The following is a 16,277-nucleotide window of genomic DNA, read 5'->3' as shown; positions in this document are numbered from 1 at the left end:
GGCCCGATGCCCGCGTGCTGCGCTTCGAATTCAAGGCCGTGCGCCCAACGTTCGACACGCATGCCTTCTCGGTTCACGGCCAGCCGTCGGCGGACGGCAAGAGCGTGCATCTGTGGGGCCGCGACCACGAAGGCTGGCTCACCATGCAGGCCACGGCCACACTTGCGTGACGACCACCAGAGACACCCAATTTGTCATTGCGAGGTTGCCCGCAATCCATGCAGGCACACCAGCAGAGGTGGCCAGTGAGGCATGGATCCCGGATCGAGTCCGGGATGACAGCCATCCATTCCTGAAAAGATACCCATGAAAACACAAATCCCCACTCCCGACGCCTACCAGGACATGCGCGAGGCCCTGCGCAGCATGCTCGCTTCTTTCGATTCCGCGTATTGGCAAAAAGTCGACCATGAGCGCGGCTACCCGGAGGCTTTTGTCAACGCGCTGACCGAAGCAGGCTGGCTCGCAGCATTGATTCCCGCCGAGTACGGTGGCTCTGGCCTGGGTCTGGCGGAAGCCTCGGTCATCATGGAAGAGATCAACTTTGCTGGCGGCAATGCCGGCGCCTGCCACGGCCAGATGTACAACATGGGCACCTTGCTGCGCCACGGCTCGGACGCGCAGAAAAAGATGTACCTGCCAAAAATCGCCAGCGGCGAGTTGCGCCTGCAGTCCATGGCCGTGACCGAGCCGACCACCGGCACCGACACCACGCAGCTCAAGACCACGGCGGTGAAGCAGGGCGGCAAATACATCGTCAATGGTCAGAAGGTCTGGATCTCGCGCATCCAGCATTCCGACCTGATGATTTTGTTGGCCCGCACCACGCCGCTGGCCGAGGTCAAGAAGAAGTCCGAGGGCATGTCGATTTTCATCGTCAACCTTAAAGACGCGCTCGGCAAAGGCATGGCGGTGCAGCCGATTGCCAACATGGTGAACCACGAAACCAATGAAGTCTTTTTTGACAACCTGGAAATTCCCGCAGAGAACCTGATCGGCGAGGAGGGCAAGGGCTTCAAGTACATCCTCGACGGCCTGAACGCCGAGCGCACCCTGATCGCCGCCGAATGTATTGGCGACGCCTACTGGTTTGTCGACAAGGCGCGCCGTTACGCCAGCGACCGCGTGGTCTTCAACCGCCCCATCGGCCAGAACCAGGGCGTGCAGTTCCCGATGGCCGACGCCTACATCGAAACCGAAGCGGCCAACCTGATGCGCTTCAGGGCCTGCGAACTGTTCGACGCCGGAAAGCCTTGCGGCGCCGAGGCCAACATGGCGAAATACCTGGCCGCCAAGGCCTCATGGGAAGCGGCCAACATGTGTTTGCAGACGCATGGCGGGTTTGGGTTTGCCTGTGAATATGACGTGGAACGGAAATTCCGCGAAACCAGGCTGTACCAGGTGGCGCCGATTTCCACCAACCTCATCTATTCGTATGTGGCGGAGCATTTGCTTGGGTTGCCGAGGTCGTTCTGAACGGACCGCCCGGCTATGGCTGAAACAATGAATCCCTCTTTGCTTCATGCTTCGCTAGCTTGCCCGCGACTGTTGGCCGGGGGTTGCCCGGCGGCAACTCACTTTTCTTTGTCTCGCCAAAGAAAAGTAAGCAAAAGAAAGGCGACCCTACTGTCTGCGTCCCTTCGCTTCGCTGCGGGCAACCTGCGGTGCTCGGTCCAGCCGGGGTCGAGCTCGAACTCGCCTTTGGCTCAGACAATCGCTCGCCCTGATCCGTCTGGCCCTGCGCTCCTCGGCGCATACAGAAGGGTGGGGGGTTCAGGAGCGGGGGCGGATTCAGATTCGGGGTCAAAATCGAGCTCCGGCGAGGGCGCGCTTTGCGCTTCCTCGCCTCCCCGAATTGGTATTGGTATTTCTGCGCCTCACCCGTCGGGCCGGGCCGAGGAGCGCAGCCGAAAACGGATCAGGGCGAGCGATTGTCTGAGCGTAGCGAGTTCGAGCTCGACCCCGTTTTCGGCGAGCACCGCAGGTTGCCCCGAAGCGCAGCGCAGGGGACCCGGACCATCGGGTCGCCTTTTCTTTGGTGACTTTCTTTTGGCGAAGCAAAAGAAAGTTACTTGCCGCCGGGCAACCCCCGGCTTGCCTCGCAAACCAAATGCTTTCAACATCAACGCCGCGGCTTTAACGAGCCGGGGTTCGAGGAACACCCCATGACCCAACAAACACGACCCCTTGACGGCATCACCGTCATTTCCCTCGAACACGCCATCGCCGCCCCCTTCTGCACCCGCCAGCTCGCTGACCTGGGCGCCCGCGTGATCAAGGTCGAGCGTCCTGGTGCCGGCGATTTTGCGCGGGCTTATGACCAGCGCGTTGACGGCATGGCCTCGCATTTTGTCTGGGTGAACCGCTCCAAGGAGAGCCTGACCCTGGACCTGAAACAACCGGCCGCGCTGGCCGTGCTCAAACAGTTGCTGGAAACCGCCGATGTGCTGGTGCAGAACCTCGCGCCCGGTGCGGCGGCGCGCATGGGTCTGGGTTTTGACGCGCTCAGCAAGTCGCTGCCGAAGCTGATTGTTTGCGACATCTCGGGTTACGGCGACGACGGCCCCTACCGCGACAAAAAAGCCTACGACCTGTTGATTCAGAGCGAGGCCGGTTTCCTGTCGGTGACCGGGACGCCCGATGAACCCAGCAAGGCGGGCAACTCGGTGGCCGACATTGCTGCCGGCATGTATGCCTACAGCAGTGTGCTGGCGGCGCTGCTGCAGCGCGGCAAGACCGGCAAGGGCTCCCACATTGACGTGTCCATGCTGGAGTCGCTGGCCGAGTGGATGGGTTACCCCATGTATTACGCCTACGAAGGCGCCGCGCCGCCGCCGCGCAGCGCAGCATCACATGCGACCATTTATCCCTATGGACCGTTCGCGGCCAGTGACGGCATCGTCATGCTCGGCCTGCAAAACGAGCGCGAGTGGCGGGTGTTCTGCGAGGTGGTGCTGGCCGAGCCGGCGCTGGCGACCGATCCGCGCTTTGACAGCAACGCGCGCCGCAATGAACACCGCGAGGTGCTCAAAGCGATCATTCTCGAAGCCTTTGCGGGCATGCGCACCGACGAGGTCACACACAAACTCGACAAGGCGCAGATTGCCAACGCCCGCATGAACGACATGGCCGGGCTTTGGGCGCACCCCCAACTCAAGGCGCGTGATCGCTGGCGCCAGGTGGGCTCGCCCGCTGGCGACATTCCCGCGCTGCTGCCGCCGGGCCGCATCAGCAGCTTTGACTACCGCATGGACGCCATCCCTGCAGTTGGCCAGCACACCCAGGCCATCCTGCGCGAGCTGGGCCAGGGTGAGGCCGCCATTGCCGCGTTGCAGCAGGCAGATGCTATCTAATTAATAGCTGAAAAGTCAGGATAAATATGGGCTGGAGGCTTATTCAATGCATCACTTTCATCTTCTTGTCATTGCGGGCATGACCCGCAATCCATGCCACGTTTAGCCGCGCCGGTGGATCATGCGACATGGATCCCGGATCGAGTCCGGGATGACAAAGCAGGAGTCCGGGGATGACGCATCACAGCCTGAGTTGAATTTTTAGGAAAAAAGCATGAACACACCTCCGACCAGCCCCACCGCCCAGCTTGCCGCCTTCGCCGCCGACCTGCGCTTCGACGCCATTCCCGCCTCCGTGATCGCCAAGACTGAAGACCTGCTGGTGGACTGGTTCGGTTCGGCGGTGGCCGGCAAGGGCGCGCGTCCGGTCGAAACCATCACCAGCTTCGCCGCCAGCATGGGACCGACGGATGGTCCGGCCGAGGTGCTGATCCACCGCAGCCGCAGCAGCGCCTATTTCGCCGCCATGGCCAATGCTGCCGCTTCGCATGTGGCCGAACAGGACGACGTGCACAACGGATCGGTGTTCCATCCGGCCACTGTGGTGTTTCCGGCCGCGCTGGCGATGGCGCAAACCCTGGGCAGCAGCGGGCAGCAATTGCTGACCGCTGCCGTGGCCGGTTATGAAGTGGGCATTCGTGTCGGCGAGTTTCTGGGCCGTTCGCATTACAAGGTCTTCCACACCACCGGCACCGCCGGCACGCTGGCCGCCGCTGCAGCTGCCGGCAGCCTGCTGGGCCTCAACGCCGCGCAGATGCAGCACGCCTTCGGCTCGGCCGGTACGCAGTCGGCGGGGCTGTGGGAGTTTTTGCGCACCGCCGCCGACTCCAAACAATTGCATACGGCACACGCCGCCGCCGCTGGCCTGATGTCGGCCTGGCTGGCACGCGACGGTTTCACCGGCGCAGCGCACATCCTCGAAGGCCCGCAGGGCATGGCCGCGGGCATGTCCAGCGATGCCGACCCGGCCAAACTGAGCGATGGCCTCGGCACGCGTTGGGCCACGGCCGAGACTTCGTTCAAGTACCACGCCTCCTGCCGCCACACCCACCCGGCCGCCGACGCGCTGCTGCAGGTGATGCAGGTCAACGACCTGAAGCCGGCTGACCTCGCGCGTGTCGTTACGCATGTGCACCAGGGGGCCATTGATGTGCTGGGCCCGGTCGTCAACCCGGCCACGGTGCACCAGAGCAAGTTCTCCATGGGCACGGTGCTGGGTCTGGTGGCGCGTTTTGGCCACGCCGGGCTGGTCGAGTTTGACAAGCATTTTCAGGAGGACCTGACCGTCGCGCTGCGCGACAAGGTGGCCATGGAACTCGACGCCGAAGTCGATGCCGCCTACCCGCGCCGCTGGATCGGCAAGGTCACCGTCACCACAACCGACGGCCGTACCTTGCAGGGCAGGGTGGATGAACCCAAGGGCGACCCCGGCAACACCTTGAGCCGCGACGAGATCACCGCCAAGGCGCAGCGCCTGGCCGCCTTCAGTGGCGGCGCGAGCGAGGCCGAGATGGCGCGCGCGATTGATGCGCTGTGGACCATCGCGAAAAGCAACAAGGTCGGGCCGCTGCTGCCAGGTGCTGCATGACAAGCATTGCTTCTGCGCGCACTTTTCTGTTTGTGCCGGCGAACCGGCCCGAGCGTTATGTCAAGGCGCTGGCCTCGGGCGCAGGGGCTGTGATCATTGACCTGGAAGACGCCGTTGCGCCAGATACCAAGGGGGCCGCCCGCCAGCAATTGGCCGACGGCTTTGACGCCCTCCATGCCACCGAGCGGCCGCGTGTGCTGGTGCGCATCAACGCCGCCGGCACGCCCTGGCATACAGGCGACCTGGCACTGGTTGAGATGTTGGCCAAACGGGGCCTGGGTGGCGTGGTGCTGCCCAAGGCCGAGGCGGTGGCCGACGTGCTGCAACTTGCGGCCATCGTCGGCCCCGGCTGCGCGGTGCTGCCCATGATCGAGTCGGCCAGCGGCTTCGCTGCCCGCGATGTACTGGCGACCTGCGCCGGCGTCACGCGGCTGGTGTTTGGCAATCTGGACTTTCAGGCTGACCTGGGCATGGCCTGCGGGCCGGATGAGGCTGAACTGCAGCCGGTGCGCTTGGGCCTGGTGCTGGCTTCGCGCCTCGCCGGCCTGCCCGCGCCGGTCGACGGCGTGACACCGGCCACCGGCGACACCGCGCAGTTGCAGCAGGACGCCGCGCGCAGCCGACGCAGCGGCTTCGGCGCCAGGCTGTGCATCCACCCGACGCAAGTGGCCGTGGTGCAGGCGGCGCTTGCGCCGACAAAGGCGGAGCGCGATTGGGCCCAGCGTGTCATGGACGGCAGCCGGCAGGCCGGCGGGGCTGTTTTTACGCTCGACGGCCGCATGGTCGATACGCCGGTGCTGCGGCTGGCCGAGCGCACGCTGGCCGATGAGGGCGGCCAATGAATCTGACATCCGTGCCGTGGCAGTACGGCAGCGCGGGTATGTTTGGATAGCTTCGCGGCGCAAGCCGGCCGATAATTTTTTCGAACAATCCATTACCAACGGAGACAAGCATGAAACTCAAACGCAAACTCAACACCCTGTTACTGGCGTGCAGCGCAGCCCTCACCCTGGGGGCGGCCACGCAGGCGCACAGCCAGGCCTTTCCCGACAAGCCGGTCGCGCTGGTGGTGCCTTTTGCCGCCGGTGGCCCGACCGACGTGGTCGCCCGCATGATCGCGATCCCCATGGGCAAGGCGCTGGGCCAGACCGTGCTGGTTGAAAACACTGTTGGCGCAGGCGGCACCATTGCCGCTACCCGCGTGGCGCGCGCCACCCCCAACGGCTACACCATCTTCATTCACCACATGGGCATGGCCACCGCGCCGGCGCTCTACAAAAAACTGTCTTTCGATCCCTTGAATGACTTCGAATACATCGGCCAGGTGGTTGATGTGCCGATGACCTTGCTGGCGCGCAAGGACTTCCCGGCTGCCAACTTTGCCGAACTGCAAACCTATGTGAAAGCCAATGGCAGCAAGGTCTCGTTGGCCAATGCTGGCCTGGGTGCGGTATCGCACCTGTGCGGTCTGCTGTTCATGAGCCAGATGGGTGTGGAGCTCAACACCATCCCCTACAAGGGAACAGGCCCGGCCATGAACGACCTGCTCGGCGGGCAGGTGGACCTGCTGTGTGACCAGACCACGCAGACCGTGCCGCTGATCAAGGAAAACCGTGTCAAGGTCTATGGCGTGACTTCGCTGACCCGCCTGGCTGCGCTGCCCAATGTGCCCACCCTCAACGAGCAGGGCCTCAAGGGTTTTGAAGTCAAGGTCTGGCACGGCATGTATGCACCCAAGGGCACGCCAGCCCCGGTGATGGAAAAACTGAACGCCGCGCTGAAGGCCGCCATGCAGGACCCGATGGTCAAGCAGCGCCTGGCCGACCTGAGCTCCGACATTCCACCGATCGACAAGATTTCTGCCGCTGGCCTGAAGACGCACCTGGAGGCCGAGATCAGCAAGTGGGGTCCGGTCATCAAAAAAGCCGGTATTTACGCTGACTGAGCGGTTTTGTAAGCAAAAAAGGCCTGTAGCCCATGTCGAATGGGCTCGGGCAGCTATCAAAACAGGAGCGGATCTGGCTGGATTCCTTGCCCGTTTGTTATCCCGGACTCGATCCGGGATCCATGCAGCATGAACCATCGTCGCGAGGATGCAGCCATGGATTGCGGGTCAGGCCCGCAATGACAGCAGGGGTACCATGGCGCTCAAAGTTGTCGCCCCTGGCCCTGAATTTGTCATCCCGGACTTGATCCGGGATCCATGCCGCGAGGTGGCAAACGCGTCAAAGCAGCGTGTCATACAGATCCATCCAGGTCGGGTTGGATTCCTCGATCATCGCCACCTTCCACGCCCGCTTCCAGTTCTTGATCTGCTTTTCCTTGTGAATCGCAGCATCGACAGAGGGGGTCGATTCGAACCACACAAGCTGGTACACAGCATGGCGGCTGGTGAATCCCGCTACGAGTCCGTTCCTGTGTTCGTAGACGCGACGAACCAAATCATTCGTCACACCGACATAAAGCGTGCCATTCTTTCCGCTGGCCATGAGGTACACCGAGTACTGCATGCGGCGATTGTCATCCCTAACCCCGGTTTGTCATCCCGGACTTGATCCGGGATCCATACGACATGGACCACCGCTGCTGATGCGCAGTCATGGATTGCGGGTCAGGCCCGCAATGACAGCAGGGGTGCCATGGCGCTCAAAGTTGTCGCTCCCGGCCCCTGAGTTTGTCATCCCGGACTCGATCCGGGATCCATGCAGCATGAACCGCCGTCGCTAGGATGCAGCCATGGATTGCGGGTCAGGCCCGCAATGACAGCCAAGGAGTGGGGCCCGCGCGAATTGTTACGCATATTCCCTGTTGTCATCCCGGACTCGATCCGGGATCCATGCGTCATGGACCACCGCTGCTGCAAGTCAGGGACAAGCTCCGCCCGCAATGAAACGCGGCCTACTCAGGCAGCGGCGTCTTCGGCCTGAAGTCGCAATAAGGCGCCACCGCGCACTGCCAGCACAGGGGCTTGCGCGCCAGGCACACGTAGCGGCCGTGCAGGATCAGCCAGTGGTGCGCGTCCACCAGGTACTCGGGCGGAATGCGCTTGAGGAGCTTGAGCTCAACTTCCAGCGGCGTCTTGCCCGGCGCCAGACCGGTGCGGTTGCCGAGGCGGAAGATGTGGGTGTCCACCGCCATCGTCGCTTCGCCAAAGGCCGAATTGAGCACCACGTTCGCGGTCTTGCGGCCGACGCCGGGCAGGGCTTCCAGCGCCTCCCGGCTGCGCGGCACCACGCTACCGTGTTGCTCCACCAGCATGCGGCAGGCCTCCATCAGGTGTTTGGCCTTGCTGCGGTACAGGCCGATGGTCTTGATGTAGCCCTCCAGGCCTTCGATGCCCAGATCCAGAATCTTCTGCGGCGTGTTGGCGACCGGAAACAGCTTGCGCGTGGCCTTGTTCACGCTCACGTCGGTGGCCTGTGCGCTGAGCAGAACCGCAGCCAGCAGCTCGAACACGCTGGTGTATTCAAGTTCCGTCACCGGCATCGGGTTGGCGGCTTTCAGGGTGGCGAAGAAGTGGCCAATCGACTCTGTTTTCATGGGAGCTCTGAAATGAATTGCTCGGCCTGCGCCAGCATGCCGGCGCGTATCGGTTTGAACACCCGCTGCGGAAATCCCGGCGGCAGTTGCGCTGCAGCCTGCTCCAGCGCCTCAGGCACCTGCAGCACCAGCGCCACCATATGGTCAAAGGCGTCAGGCACGCCGCTTTGCTGCGCCAGCAGTTGCCAGTGGCGGGTGCGGATCTCGTGCAGGTGGTAATGCGTGTTTTTGCTTCGCACGGCCATAGCGAGCGTGGCACGGCGCGGGTGCACCTGGTTAGGCCCCGTGCCCATGATGGGCCAGACAGAAAGCACGTCGTACAGCGGCGTCATGCGGTAGCCGCCACCGCGCTCCAGAAAGATCGAAAAGTTCTTGGCGTGGCCGTCGGTGGCTGCCATGAGCCAGAAGGCGAGCTGGGCCAGCGCAAAGCGCAGACTGTCTTCACGTGGGTTGTTCCCGCCAGCAAGCAGCGCCAAGCCGGTGCGTACGCCCGGCCCGCCATCGCTCTCGTACTTCAGCTCGCCTGGTTTTCCGCTCGCCTGGCAAAAATCTTCCTGAGGGAGACGGGCTATCCAGCGATTGTCTTCGGTCCAGCGCCTGTCAAAACGCTCAACGATCAGCACTTTCTGCTTGCCGAACTGCCCCATTTCAGTGGGCGCCACTGCAAACCCCAGGGCGGCCAGCAGCGTGGCGCACAGCCATTCGTTTTCCACCGAGTCCGACATGTCCGCGCGAATGTTGCCCACCAGTCCGAGCGGGAGTTTGAAAATGTGCGTGGTGGGGGTTGCACCTTCGGGCAAATGCCAGTGCTGCCCGACGCGCAAGAAGGCAGTTTTCTCCTGTGCGCCGGCGATAGAGATGCGAAAGGCGTCGGGCAGGAAAGGCGCGGTCGCACCGTCATTGGTCACGTCACGCAACAGGGCCTCTACCTGGTTGTCGGTCAAGGGCGTGCTATCAACGCGGTCATGCGGCGGCGGCGGTTCACCAGCAGGCATCAACTGAACGGCGCCAACGCAGTCACGCCCGATGGCAGCGAGCAAATCGGCAGCGCGGGTCGAAGGGGTGCCAAAGCGGCGGCGCAACCGGTCCCTGATGTGTTTGCTGTCAGGCAGCAGATTGTCAAAGTAGTGCTCTACGCTGGCGCCCATCACATCGCCACCCCCCGCAGGCAGGGGGAGCGACACCGATAGAGGTCGCGCACTGGGTGACTGCTGCCAGGCGTCGTCATAGCGCAGGCCGGGTGTTCCGGTACGCGTCCAGAACCAGACGCCGACGCGCTGGCCGTTCATCCATATGTCGAGGTCAGCAAACGCCATGGCTACCAGTCTGCAGGCGGTTCGCCAGCCTGGGCTGCGGCTGAAGGGGCTGTCTTGGCGTAGCGCTGGGTGTCTGCCAGCAGCAGCCGGGCGTCCAGTGCGTGCAGGACCTGCAGCAGTTGGTCGAGGCTGACGGCGCCGGGGTTTTTTTCGATGTCGGCGATGCGCACCTGCTTGACGCCAATGCGCTCACCCAGCGCAGTCTGCGTCATGCCACGTGCCTTGCGGAGTGACTTCAGGTGCACCGACAATTGCGCCGGTGTTTGAATGGCGAAGGTCTGCAGTGAATTCATGAATATCACCTTTTAGCAATATATGCAATTTATCGTTAAAATACGATATTGTCAATATATCGCTCAAAGGCGATTTACGTTTGGCTCACAATAACAAATCTACCGGTGGCTCATGCGGCATGAATTCAGGTCCAGCATGTCAGCGCGCATCGGCATGGCCCGGTGAGATTTTGGACTTACCCACACCCAGCAGCCAGCGCAACACCCGCACCTTGACCGGCCAGGGCACCACCAGCGGCTTGTTGCCCACAGCCCGTTGCGCCTGCGACAGCGCGTCTTCCACACACGCGTTGTGCAGATGGCGAATCGCCAGCTCCCAGAGGAAGGTGGCGCGGCCTTCGGTCTGCATCTCGATGCGGTGCTCCAGGAAACAGTCTTCGTCTGTGGCGTCCAGCACGTTGAAGCTGTGCCAGCCATTAAAGCCCTTGGGCTCGGTAAAACGGAAGCGGATCGATTCGCCCGGTGTGTAGGCTGTCACCACATAGCCGATGGGGCCGTGTCCGCCCACCGCGCCCGGTACCAGTGGCCGGTCGAATTTCATGCGTGGCCAGTTGGCCGGCCACAGCTTGTCGGCGGGCGAGCCCAGCGAGGCCATCAGCTCGGCCACCTGCGCAGGCGTGGCCTCCAGCCGCCGCTGGTGTACGTTCACAATGTTCATGCCTTGCCCCGTGAGTTGTTTTGCAGTGTTCGCCTGAACAGGTCAAACAGCCGCTCCCAGTGCCGCTCGGCAGCCGCGGGGTGGTAGATGCCTGTGCGTTTGGGAAACACAAAGCCGTGTTCGGTGTCCGGGTACCACTCGATGCGGTGCGGCGTGCCGCCGGCCACCAGCGCCTCTTGCAGCGTCTGCACAATGTCGGGCGGCGCCCAGCGGTCGGTCTGGGCGCAGGCAAAGTAGCTTTCGCAGCGAATTTTGGGCGCCATGAGGTGCGGTGAGTCATCCTTGTCGGTGACCAGGTTGGCGCCGTGGATGCTGGCGATGCTGCTGATGCGTTGGGGCAGGGCCGCCGCCGCCGCCATCACAAACGGGCCGCTCATGCAGTAGCCCACTGCGCCCACGCGGCTGGCATCGGCCTGCGGCTGCGCATCGACAAAACGCAGCAAGGCCTCGGTGTCCTTCACCACCATGGCGTTGCTCAGGGCGTTCATGTGTTCAAACATCACCGCCATTTGCGCCTCTGTGCGCTCGCTCAGCCAGAAGTCGCGTGAGCGCCGGTAATACAGGTTGGGCAGCACCACGTAATAACCCACCGCCGCAATGCGCCGTGCCATGTCGTGCAGCTCTTCGCGCTTGCCCGGCGCATCCATGTAAAACAGCACCACCGGGTGCGGCCCGCCTTCTTCGGGATAAACCACAAAGCTGTTCATCGCGCCGTCGGCGCCGGGGATGTCTATGTGCTGCTCGATCATGGGTGTGCCTCAAAGAAAGTGGATGCCAAGGCCGGGAATTTATGCCGCTATTCTGCCGCGACCGCCCGCCCCGCAGCAAAGCGGCGCGCAAATTGGCGACAATGCTAGGCAGAAAGAGAGACCGCCATGCCTTTGCCCTTTGCCGACCGCCTCAACAAGGTCGAAACCTCCGCCATTCGTGAACTGTTCAAGCTGCTGGGCAAGCCCGGCATCATCAGTTTTGCCGGCGGCTTTCCGGACAGCGCCATGTTCGACGTCGAAGGCATTAAAGAGGCCGCGAACAAGGCCCTGAGCGAAGAAGCCGGCGGCGCGCTGCAGTACGGCGCGACCGAAGGCTACACCCCGCTGCGCGAACAGCTCGCCGCCTTCATGGGCAGTAAGGGCGTCAGTGTCGCGCCCGACGGCCTGATCGTCACCACCGGCAGCCAGCAGGCGCTGGACCTGCTCGGCAAAACCATGATCGACCCCGGCGACAAGGTGATTGTCGAAGGCCCGACCTTTCTGGCCACCATCCAGTGCTTCCGGCTCTATGGCGCCGACCTGGTCAGCGCGCCCGTTGACGCGAATGGCGTGGACACCGACCAACTCGAAAAGCTGATCGCCGAACACAAGCCCAAGTTTGTGTATTTGATCCCGACCTTCGGCAACCCCAGCGGCGCCCTGCTGAGCCTGGAGCGCCGCAAAAAAGTGCTGGCCCTGGCCGTCAAGTACAACACCCTGGTGGTTGAGGACGACCCGTATGGCGACCTCTACTTCAACGAAGCGCCGCCGCCGTCCATCCTGAGCCTGAGCCAGGACGTGCCCGGCAGCCGCGAGCTGATCGCACACTGCGGCAGCATGAGCAAGGTGCTGAGCCCTGGCCTGCGCGTGGGCTGGATGATCGGCCCGGCCGAACTGCTGGCCAAGTCCACCATGTGCAAACAGTTCAGCGACGCCCACACCAGCACCTTCGCCCAGGCGACCGCCGCGCAGTACCTGAAAGCCGGTCGTATGCCTGCCACCCTGGACAAAGTCCGCAAGGCCTACGGCGAACGCGCGCTGGCGATGGGCGCGGCCCTCAAGCGCGAACTCGGCGACGCGATTGAATTTACGCAACCCCAAGGTGGCCTGTTCTTCTGGGCTCGCCTCACCGGCGCGGGCGGCAAGACCAAGGACGCTGGCGAGTTTGCGAAAAAAGCGATTGAGCAGGGCGTGGCCTTTGTGCCCGGTGCGCCGTTTTTTGCGGGTGCGCCGGATGTGAGCACCTTCCGGCTCAGCTTTGCGACAGCGGATGTGGCGAAGATTGAAGAGGGTGTGGGGCGCTTGGGCAAGGCGCTTTGATCTACGCCTGACCGGCTGCAGTGAGCGCATCTGCCGCTGAACAAGCGTGCGCAGGGTAGACTGCCTCATGCTCACCATTCATCACCTTGGCATCTCGCAATCTGAACGCGTCGTCTGGCTGTGCGAAGAGCTCGCCATTGACTACGAGTTGAAGCACTACACCCGTGATCCGGTCACGCGGCTTGCCCCGCCCGAACTGCGGGCATTACACCCGGCCGGTACAGCCCCGGTGATGACCGATGGGGATGTACAGATTGCCGAATCGGGCGCCATCGTTCAATACATCATCGCCAGGCATGGTGGCGGGCGCTTGGCGCTCCCGCCAGAGCATCCTGATTTCGGCAACTACCTTTACTGGTTCCACTTTCCCAATGGCAACCTGCAGCCACACCTGGGACGCAACATGGTGCTGGGCCGTATCGAGGCGGCGAAAGGCCACCCCGCCACACTGTCGGCGCAAGAACGTGTGACACGGGCCCTGGCCATGGTCGAGGCACGGCTGGGCGAGGCACCGTATTTCGCGGGTAGCGCGTTTACCGCAGCGGACATCATGAATGTGTTCACCTTGACCACCATGCGCTACTTCCAGCCCTGGGATCTCAGCGGCTATCCGAACCTGCTGGCCTACCTGGCCCGAATCGCGCTGCGCCCGGCCTACATCGCCGCCATGGCCAAGGGCGATCCTGGCATGAAGCTGCTGCTGACTTAGCGGCTTATCACCCCTGACGGACGTGATGGGGTGGGCAGGCGCCCGATGCTGACTGTCCGCGCCATGAAAAAAGCCTGCTGCACATGTGTGTAGCAGGCTTTTTTGGGCGTCGCCAGAATCTGGATGCTCAGCCTGCAGGCTGCTCGTCCTTTTCCGTCGCCTCGCTGTCGGTCTCAGGCTTTTCGTCGGTGGTTGCCAAGTGCGGCTTCTTGCCGGGCTGGACGGCATGCTCCGCGCCGGGAGCGATTTCTTCGCCGCGGTGCTTCTTTTCCTGCTGGACTTTTTTGTCGTGGGCAATGTTGCGTGGGTCGGTCATGGGGGTCCTGTGGGGTTGATTGGGAATGCAGGGCTTGAGTGAACCTGTGCCTTCAACGTGCGCGTCGCATCGCCTCGGCGATACCGCTGCAATGCCTGAGCTTGTGTGGGAGGGATCCCACGAAGAGTTATGCGGGTTAGCTCTCGTATGACGAAACTCCAACTCCCGTCCTTTACTCCAATTGGAGGATGACACGCGGTGTGCTGTTGGAATAGAGTACGAAGGCGAAAAAAGTCAATGAATTCGTTGGACCTTGAGCCCAAGCCGAACATTAGACAGCCAGCATTTATCCCTTTTTTCCAAACACCGGAAGGAACCAATGACGACCGCGATCATCCACTTGTCAGATTTTCATAACGTCAAAGGGAAATACGAGAATCATCCGGTCGTTGTCTCCTCTCTATTCGCTGACTTAAGAAAGCAAATAGATCAACTTAAAGCAGACGATGTGTTTCTTGCCTTTACAGGCGATGTTGCTCAATCTGGTGACGAAAGTGACCAGTATGCCGATTTCAAGGAGGCGTTTCATAATCGGCTTTGTGAAATAGGAATACCAAAGAATCGCAGGATTTTTGTTCCTGGTAATCATGATCTATCACGCCAGCAAGTCGCTGAAGATTTTGTGGTTCACGAAGCAGTGGTTTCTCAGGATCTGACTGAGAAAGCATTTAATGACTTCGTGTTGAAAGCCCCCAACATACTGACAGCAAAATTCAAAAATTACTCAGCTTTTCAGCAGGATTTCTGTGACTTCGGAATAGCTGTGGATAAGGTGACAGGAGCTGGCTGGGATCTAACGGATGGTATCGGCGTTTATTGCCTAAACACTGCTTTATGTAGTAGCGGGGGCTTAGAGCGCGATGGACGTGTACTTTCAGACAAGCGCCGATTGCGTATTGATACGCGCAGTCTGCATCAGTGGCTGCAGACGAGCAAGTCGAAGTGGAAAATTCTGCTTATGCATCATCCTCTTCATTGGCTGGCAGAATCCTCGGAGAAAGAGCTCAAGGTCCTACTAAGAAACCATTTTGCGCTGCGGCTTTATGGTCATGAACACGAGCAGGATGCGCCGCATTCCATCGACGATGGAAAGTCTTTGCTCGAATGCTGTTCGCCAGCGCTATTTAGTAGAAAGTCTGATCAGCTGGGCTATGCGATAGTGACCGTAGACAAGGATCTCGGCCCACGGGAAATTTCCTATCGTCAATGGACGAAGCAACACGTATTTGTTTCGGGTACCGCGTTCTCTGGTACAGACAACGGAAAAGTTAACTTTCATAAAAACTTATTCCAGCAAATACAGCCTGCGACTGTTGATGGCGAGGATGCTGTTTTACGCTATCTAACTCGGCGGCTGGACAAAGCGCTGATCTCATTTTCCGGCCAACCCAAAGTTTGGGTGGATCCCATTGTCAAAACGACCCCCGAGGTAAATAAGGATGCCGCCTCAACAGAAGCTTTTGACTTTAACGAGCTTCTCGATAGGCCGGTTTCAACACTTATCCATGCTTTGCCCCAGTTTGGCTTGACTTGCTTAGCTCATCATTTAGCAAAAAGAGCATGGGAGGGCAACGGTCACCTGTGGCTCTATCTTGACGCTGTAGAACTCAAACCAACGTCTCACGCGGTGAAGGAGGCTGTGGCTCTTGAACTGAGCGAGGTGGGCCTTACACACAGCGAAATCAAGTGCGTAGTTCTTGATTCAATTGGATCATCAGTTAAAGATGCTTGGAAAATATTGTCTAAGGTCACCGCAAATTTTCCTGGTATTCCAGTCATTTGCATGCACACCTTAGATCCAACAATTTTCAGTGGGGAGGCATCAGGAAGTTCTGATATACCGACAGGCTTTCAAAATTTGTATGTATGGACCCTACCCCGAAATCTCATTCGCGAGATAGTCGCGGATTACAACGATTCACGCCATGTGGGAGATGAAAATCAGGTGATCAAGCGCTTAGTGGCGGATCTGGAGATGTTAAATCTGCATAGAACTCCACTGAATTGTCTAACTCTTTTGAAGGTCTCTGAGCTTGATTTTGATGAAAGTCCTGTAAATCGGTCGGAGGTGATTAAGCGAGTTCTCTTTCTTTTGTTTAACGTTGATAGTCTCCCAAGTTACAAAGCCCGTCCTGACCTAAAGGACTGCGAGTATGTGATCGGATACTTTTGCGAAACGATGCTGAAAACTGGTATTTATACATTTTCAAGAACGCATTTTATGAATGTTTTGCAGCAGTGCTGCAGAGAAAGATTCATTGAACTTGAGATTCATGTTGTATTTGACGTCCTAAGTGCGAACAACATACTTGTAGTAAGAGATGGACAGTTTGCGTTTAAGGAAGGTCTGATCAAGTCGTGATTTGACCGAAGAGCAGCGGATGATCAACGCGAAAGCGGTCCGTGACACCAGAATCTGCTGTTCTGACGGCTAC

General features: G+C 60.5%; 15 protein-coding genes and 1 pseudogene. 9 read left to right on the top strand and 7 right to left on the bottom strand.

The annotated features are described in order from the left end of the window. The 6 genes and pseudogenes from ACH2CW_RS17760 to ACH2CW_RS17735 all read left to right on the top strand — a co-directional run. A pseudogene (locus ACH2CW_RS17760) lies at window positions 1–170 on the top strand (acyl-CoA dehydrogenase); the annotation flags it as partial. A 136-nt stretch (window positions 171–306) separates the two neighbouring features. Beyond that, window positions 307–1,476, top strand: coding sequence for an acyl-CoA dehydrogenase family protein (locus tag ACH2CW_RS17755; RefSeq protein ID WP_395060587.1), 1,170 nt, complete (start codon window positions 307–309; stop codon window positions 1,474–1,476). 689 nt (window positions 1,477–2,165) lie between these two features. Further along, window positions 2,166–3,353, top strand: coding sequence for a CaiB/BaiF CoA transferase family protein (locus tag ACH2CW_RS17750; RefSeq protein WP_395060585.1), 1,188 nt, complete (start codon window positions 2,166–2,168; stop codon window positions 3,351–3,353). Window positions 3,354–3,567: 214 nt separating this feature from the next. Continuing rightward, window positions 3,568–4,941 (top strand): MmgE/PrpD family protein, encoded by a 1,374-nt coding sequence (locus tag ACH2CW_RS17745; RefSeq protein ID WP_395060583.1) that lies wholly within the window; start codon window positions 3,568–3,570, stop codon window positions 4,939–4,941. Beyond that, window positions 4,938–5,783: an HpcH/HpaI aldolase/citrate lyase family protein gene (locus tag ACH2CW_RS17740; RefSeq protein ID WP_395060581.1), complete on the top strand. Its 846-nt coding sequence runs from the start codon at window positions 4,938–4,940 to the stop codon at window positions 5,781–5,783. The genes ACH2CW_RS17745 and ACH2CW_RS17740 overlap by 4 nt, the downstream gene beginning before the upstream one ends. Before the next feature lie 110 nt (window positions 5,784–5,893). Then, complete coding sequence (locus ACH2CW_RS17735) at window positions 5,894–6,886, top strand: tripartite tricarboxylate transporter substrate binding protein BugD (RefSeq protein WP_395060579.1); 993 nt, start codon at window positions 5,894–5,896, stop codon at window positions 6,884–6,886. Window positions 6,887–7,166: 280 nt separating this feature from the next. Here ACH2CW_RS17735 and ACH2CW_RS17730 read toward each other — a convergent pair whose 3' ends face one another. The 6 genes from ACH2CW_RS17730 to ACH2CW_RS17705 form a co-directional block, all read right to left on the bottom strand. Further along, window positions 7,167–7,451: a GIY-YIG nuclease family protein gene (locus ACH2CW_RS17730; protein ID WP_395060577.1), complete on the bottom strand. Its 285-nt coding sequence runs from the start codon at window positions 7,449–7,451 to the stop codon at window positions 7,167–7,169. A 388-nt stretch (window positions 7,452–7,839) separates the two neighbouring features. Next, window positions 7,840–8,481, bottom strand: a complete 642-nt coding sequence (nth, locus tag ACH2CW_RS17725) for an endonuclease III (RefSeq protein WP_395060575.1) — start codon at window positions 8,479–8,481, stop codon at window positions 7,840–7,842. Then, a complete protein-coding gene (locus ACH2CW_RS17720; protein WP_395060573.1) occupies window positions 8,478–9,797 on the bottom strand; it encodes a type II toxin-antitoxin system HipA family toxin in 1,320 nt (439 codons plus the stop codon). The genes nth and ACH2CW_RS17720 overlap by 4 nt, the downstream gene beginning before the upstream one ends. A 2-nt stretch (window positions 9,798–9,799) precedes the next feature. Further along, complete coding sequence (locus ACH2CW_RS17715; protein WP_395060571.1) at window positions 9,800–10,090, bottom strand: helix-turn-helix domain-containing protein; 291 nt, start codon at window positions 10,088–10,090, stop codon at window positions 9,800–9,802. A gap of 139 nt (window positions 10,091–10,229) precedes the next feature. After that, the gene (locus tag ACH2CW_RS17710) at window positions 10,230–10,748 is read right to left on the bottom strand and encodes an SRPBCC family protein (RefSeq protein ID WP_395060569.1); all 519 of its coding nucleotides are present in this window, start codon (window positions 10,746–10,748) and stop codon (window positions 10,230–10,232) included. After that, window positions 10,745–11,497 carry a dienelactone hydrolase family protein gene (locus tag ACH2CW_RS17705; protein ID WP_395060567.1) on the bottom strand — a complete coding sequence of 251 codons (753 nt, stop codon included), beginning with the start codon at window positions 11,495–11,497 and terminating at the stop codon, window positions 10,745–10,747. Before ACH2CW_RS17705 ends, ACH2CW_RS17710 begins: the two co-directional genes overlap by 4 nt. 132 nt (window positions 11,498–11,629) lie before the next feature. Between ACH2CW_RS17705 and ACH2CW_RS17700 the strand changes: the two genes are divergently transcribed. Beyond that, a complete protein-coding gene (locus ACH2CW_RS17700) occupies window positions 11,630–12,817 on the top strand; it encodes a PLP-dependent aminotransferase family protein (RefSeq protein ID WP_395060589.1) in 1,188 nt (395 codons plus the stop codon). A 67-nt stretch (window positions 12,818–12,884) separates the two neighbouring features. Then, a complete protein-coding gene (locus ACH2CW_RS17695; protein ID WP_395060565.1) occupies window positions 12,885–13,526 on the top strand; it encodes a glutathione S-transferase family protein in 642 nt (213 codons plus the stop codon). Between the two features lie 127 nt (window positions 13,527–13,653). On the opposite strand, the gene ACH2CW_RS17690 is transcribed toward ACH2CW_RS17695, so the two are convergent. Further along, the gene (locus tag ACH2CW_RS17690) at window positions 13,654–13,842 is read right to left on the bottom strand and encodes a hypothetical protein (protein WP_395060563.1); all 189 of its coding nucleotides are present in this window, start codon (window positions 13,840–13,842) and stop codon (window positions 13,654–13,656) included. Between the two features lie 319 nt (window positions 13,843–14,161). On the opposite strand from ACH2CW_RS17690, the gene ACH2CW_RS17685 reads away from it, so the two are divergent. Next, window positions 14,162–16,204: a metallophosphoesterase family protein gene (locus tag ACH2CW_RS17685; protein ID WP_395060561.1), complete on the top strand. Its 2,043-nt coding sequence runs from the start codon at window positions 14,162–14,164 to the stop codon at window positions 16,202–16,204. Window positions 16,205–16,277 lie beyond the last annotated feature (73 nt).

It is taken from the genome of Polaromonas sp., assembly GCF_043778355.1.
In the GTDB taxonomy this organism is placed as follows: Bacteria; Pseudomonadota; Gammaproteobacteria; order Burkholderiales; family Burkholderiaceae_C; genus Polaromonas.
Note: the sequence above shows the minus strand (reverse complement) of the source record. Positions and strands in the feature narration are given on the sequence as shown.

Excerpts from the sequence above, each read along its gene's own strand:
- ACH2CW_RS17755 (WP_395060587.1), top strand. The coding sequence starts at position 307 with ATGAAAACACAAATCCCCACTCCCGACGCCTACCAGGACATGCGCGAG.
- ACH2CW_RS17750 (WP_395060585.1), top strand. The coding sequence starts at position 2,166 with ATGACCCAACAAACACGACCCCTTGACGGCATCACCGTCATTTCCCTC.
- ACH2CW_RS17745 (WP_395060583.1), top strand. The coding sequence starts at position 3,568 with ATGAACACACCTCCGACCAGCCCCACCGCCCAGCTTGCCGCCTTCGCC.
- ACH2CW_RS17740 (WP_395060581.1), top strand. The coding sequence starts at position 4,938 with ATGACAAGCATTGCTTCTGCGCGCACTTTTCTGTTTGTGCCGGCGAAC.
- ACH2CW_RS17735 (WP_395060579.1), top strand. The coding sequence starts at position 5,894 with ATGAAACTCAAACGCAAACTCAACACCCTGTTACTGGCGTGCAGCGCA.
- ACH2CW_RS17730 (WP_395060577.1), bottom strand. The coding sequence starts at position 7,451 with ATGCAGTACTCGGTGTACCTCATGGCCAGCGGAAAGAATGGCACGCTT.
- nth (WP_395060575.1), bottom strand. The coding sequence starts at position 8,481 with ATGAAAACAGAGTCGATTGGCCACTTCTTCGCCACCCTGAAAGCCGCC.
- ACH2CW_RS17720 (WP_395060573.1), bottom strand. The coding sequence starts at position 9,797 with ATGGCGTTTGCTGACCTCGACATATGGATGAACGGCCAGCGCGTCGGC.
- ACH2CW_RS17715 (WP_395060571.1), bottom strand. The coding sequence starts at position 10,090 with ATGAATTCACTGCAGACCTTCGCCATTCAAACACCGGCGCAATTGTCG.
- ACH2CW_RS17710 (WP_395060569.1), bottom strand. The coding sequence starts at position 10,748 with ATGAACATTGTGAACGTACACCAGCGGCGGCTGGAGGCCACGCCTGCG.
- ACH2CW_RS17705 (WP_395060567.1), bottom strand. The coding sequence starts at position 11,497 with ATGATCGAGCAGCACATAGACATCCCCGGCGCCGACGGCGCGATGAAC.
- ACH2CW_RS17695 (WP_395060565.1), top strand. The coding sequence starts at position 12,885 with ATGCTCACCATTCATCACCTTGGCATCTCGCAATCTGAACGCGTCGTC.
- ACH2CW_RS17690 (WP_395060563.1), bottom strand. The coding sequence starts at position 13,842 with ATGACCGACCCACGCAACATTGCCCACGACAAAAAAGTCCAGCAGGAA.
- ACH2CW_RS17685 (WP_395060561.1), top strand. The coding sequence starts at position 14,162 with ATGACGACCGCGATCATCCACTTGTCAGATTTTCATAACGTCAAAGGG.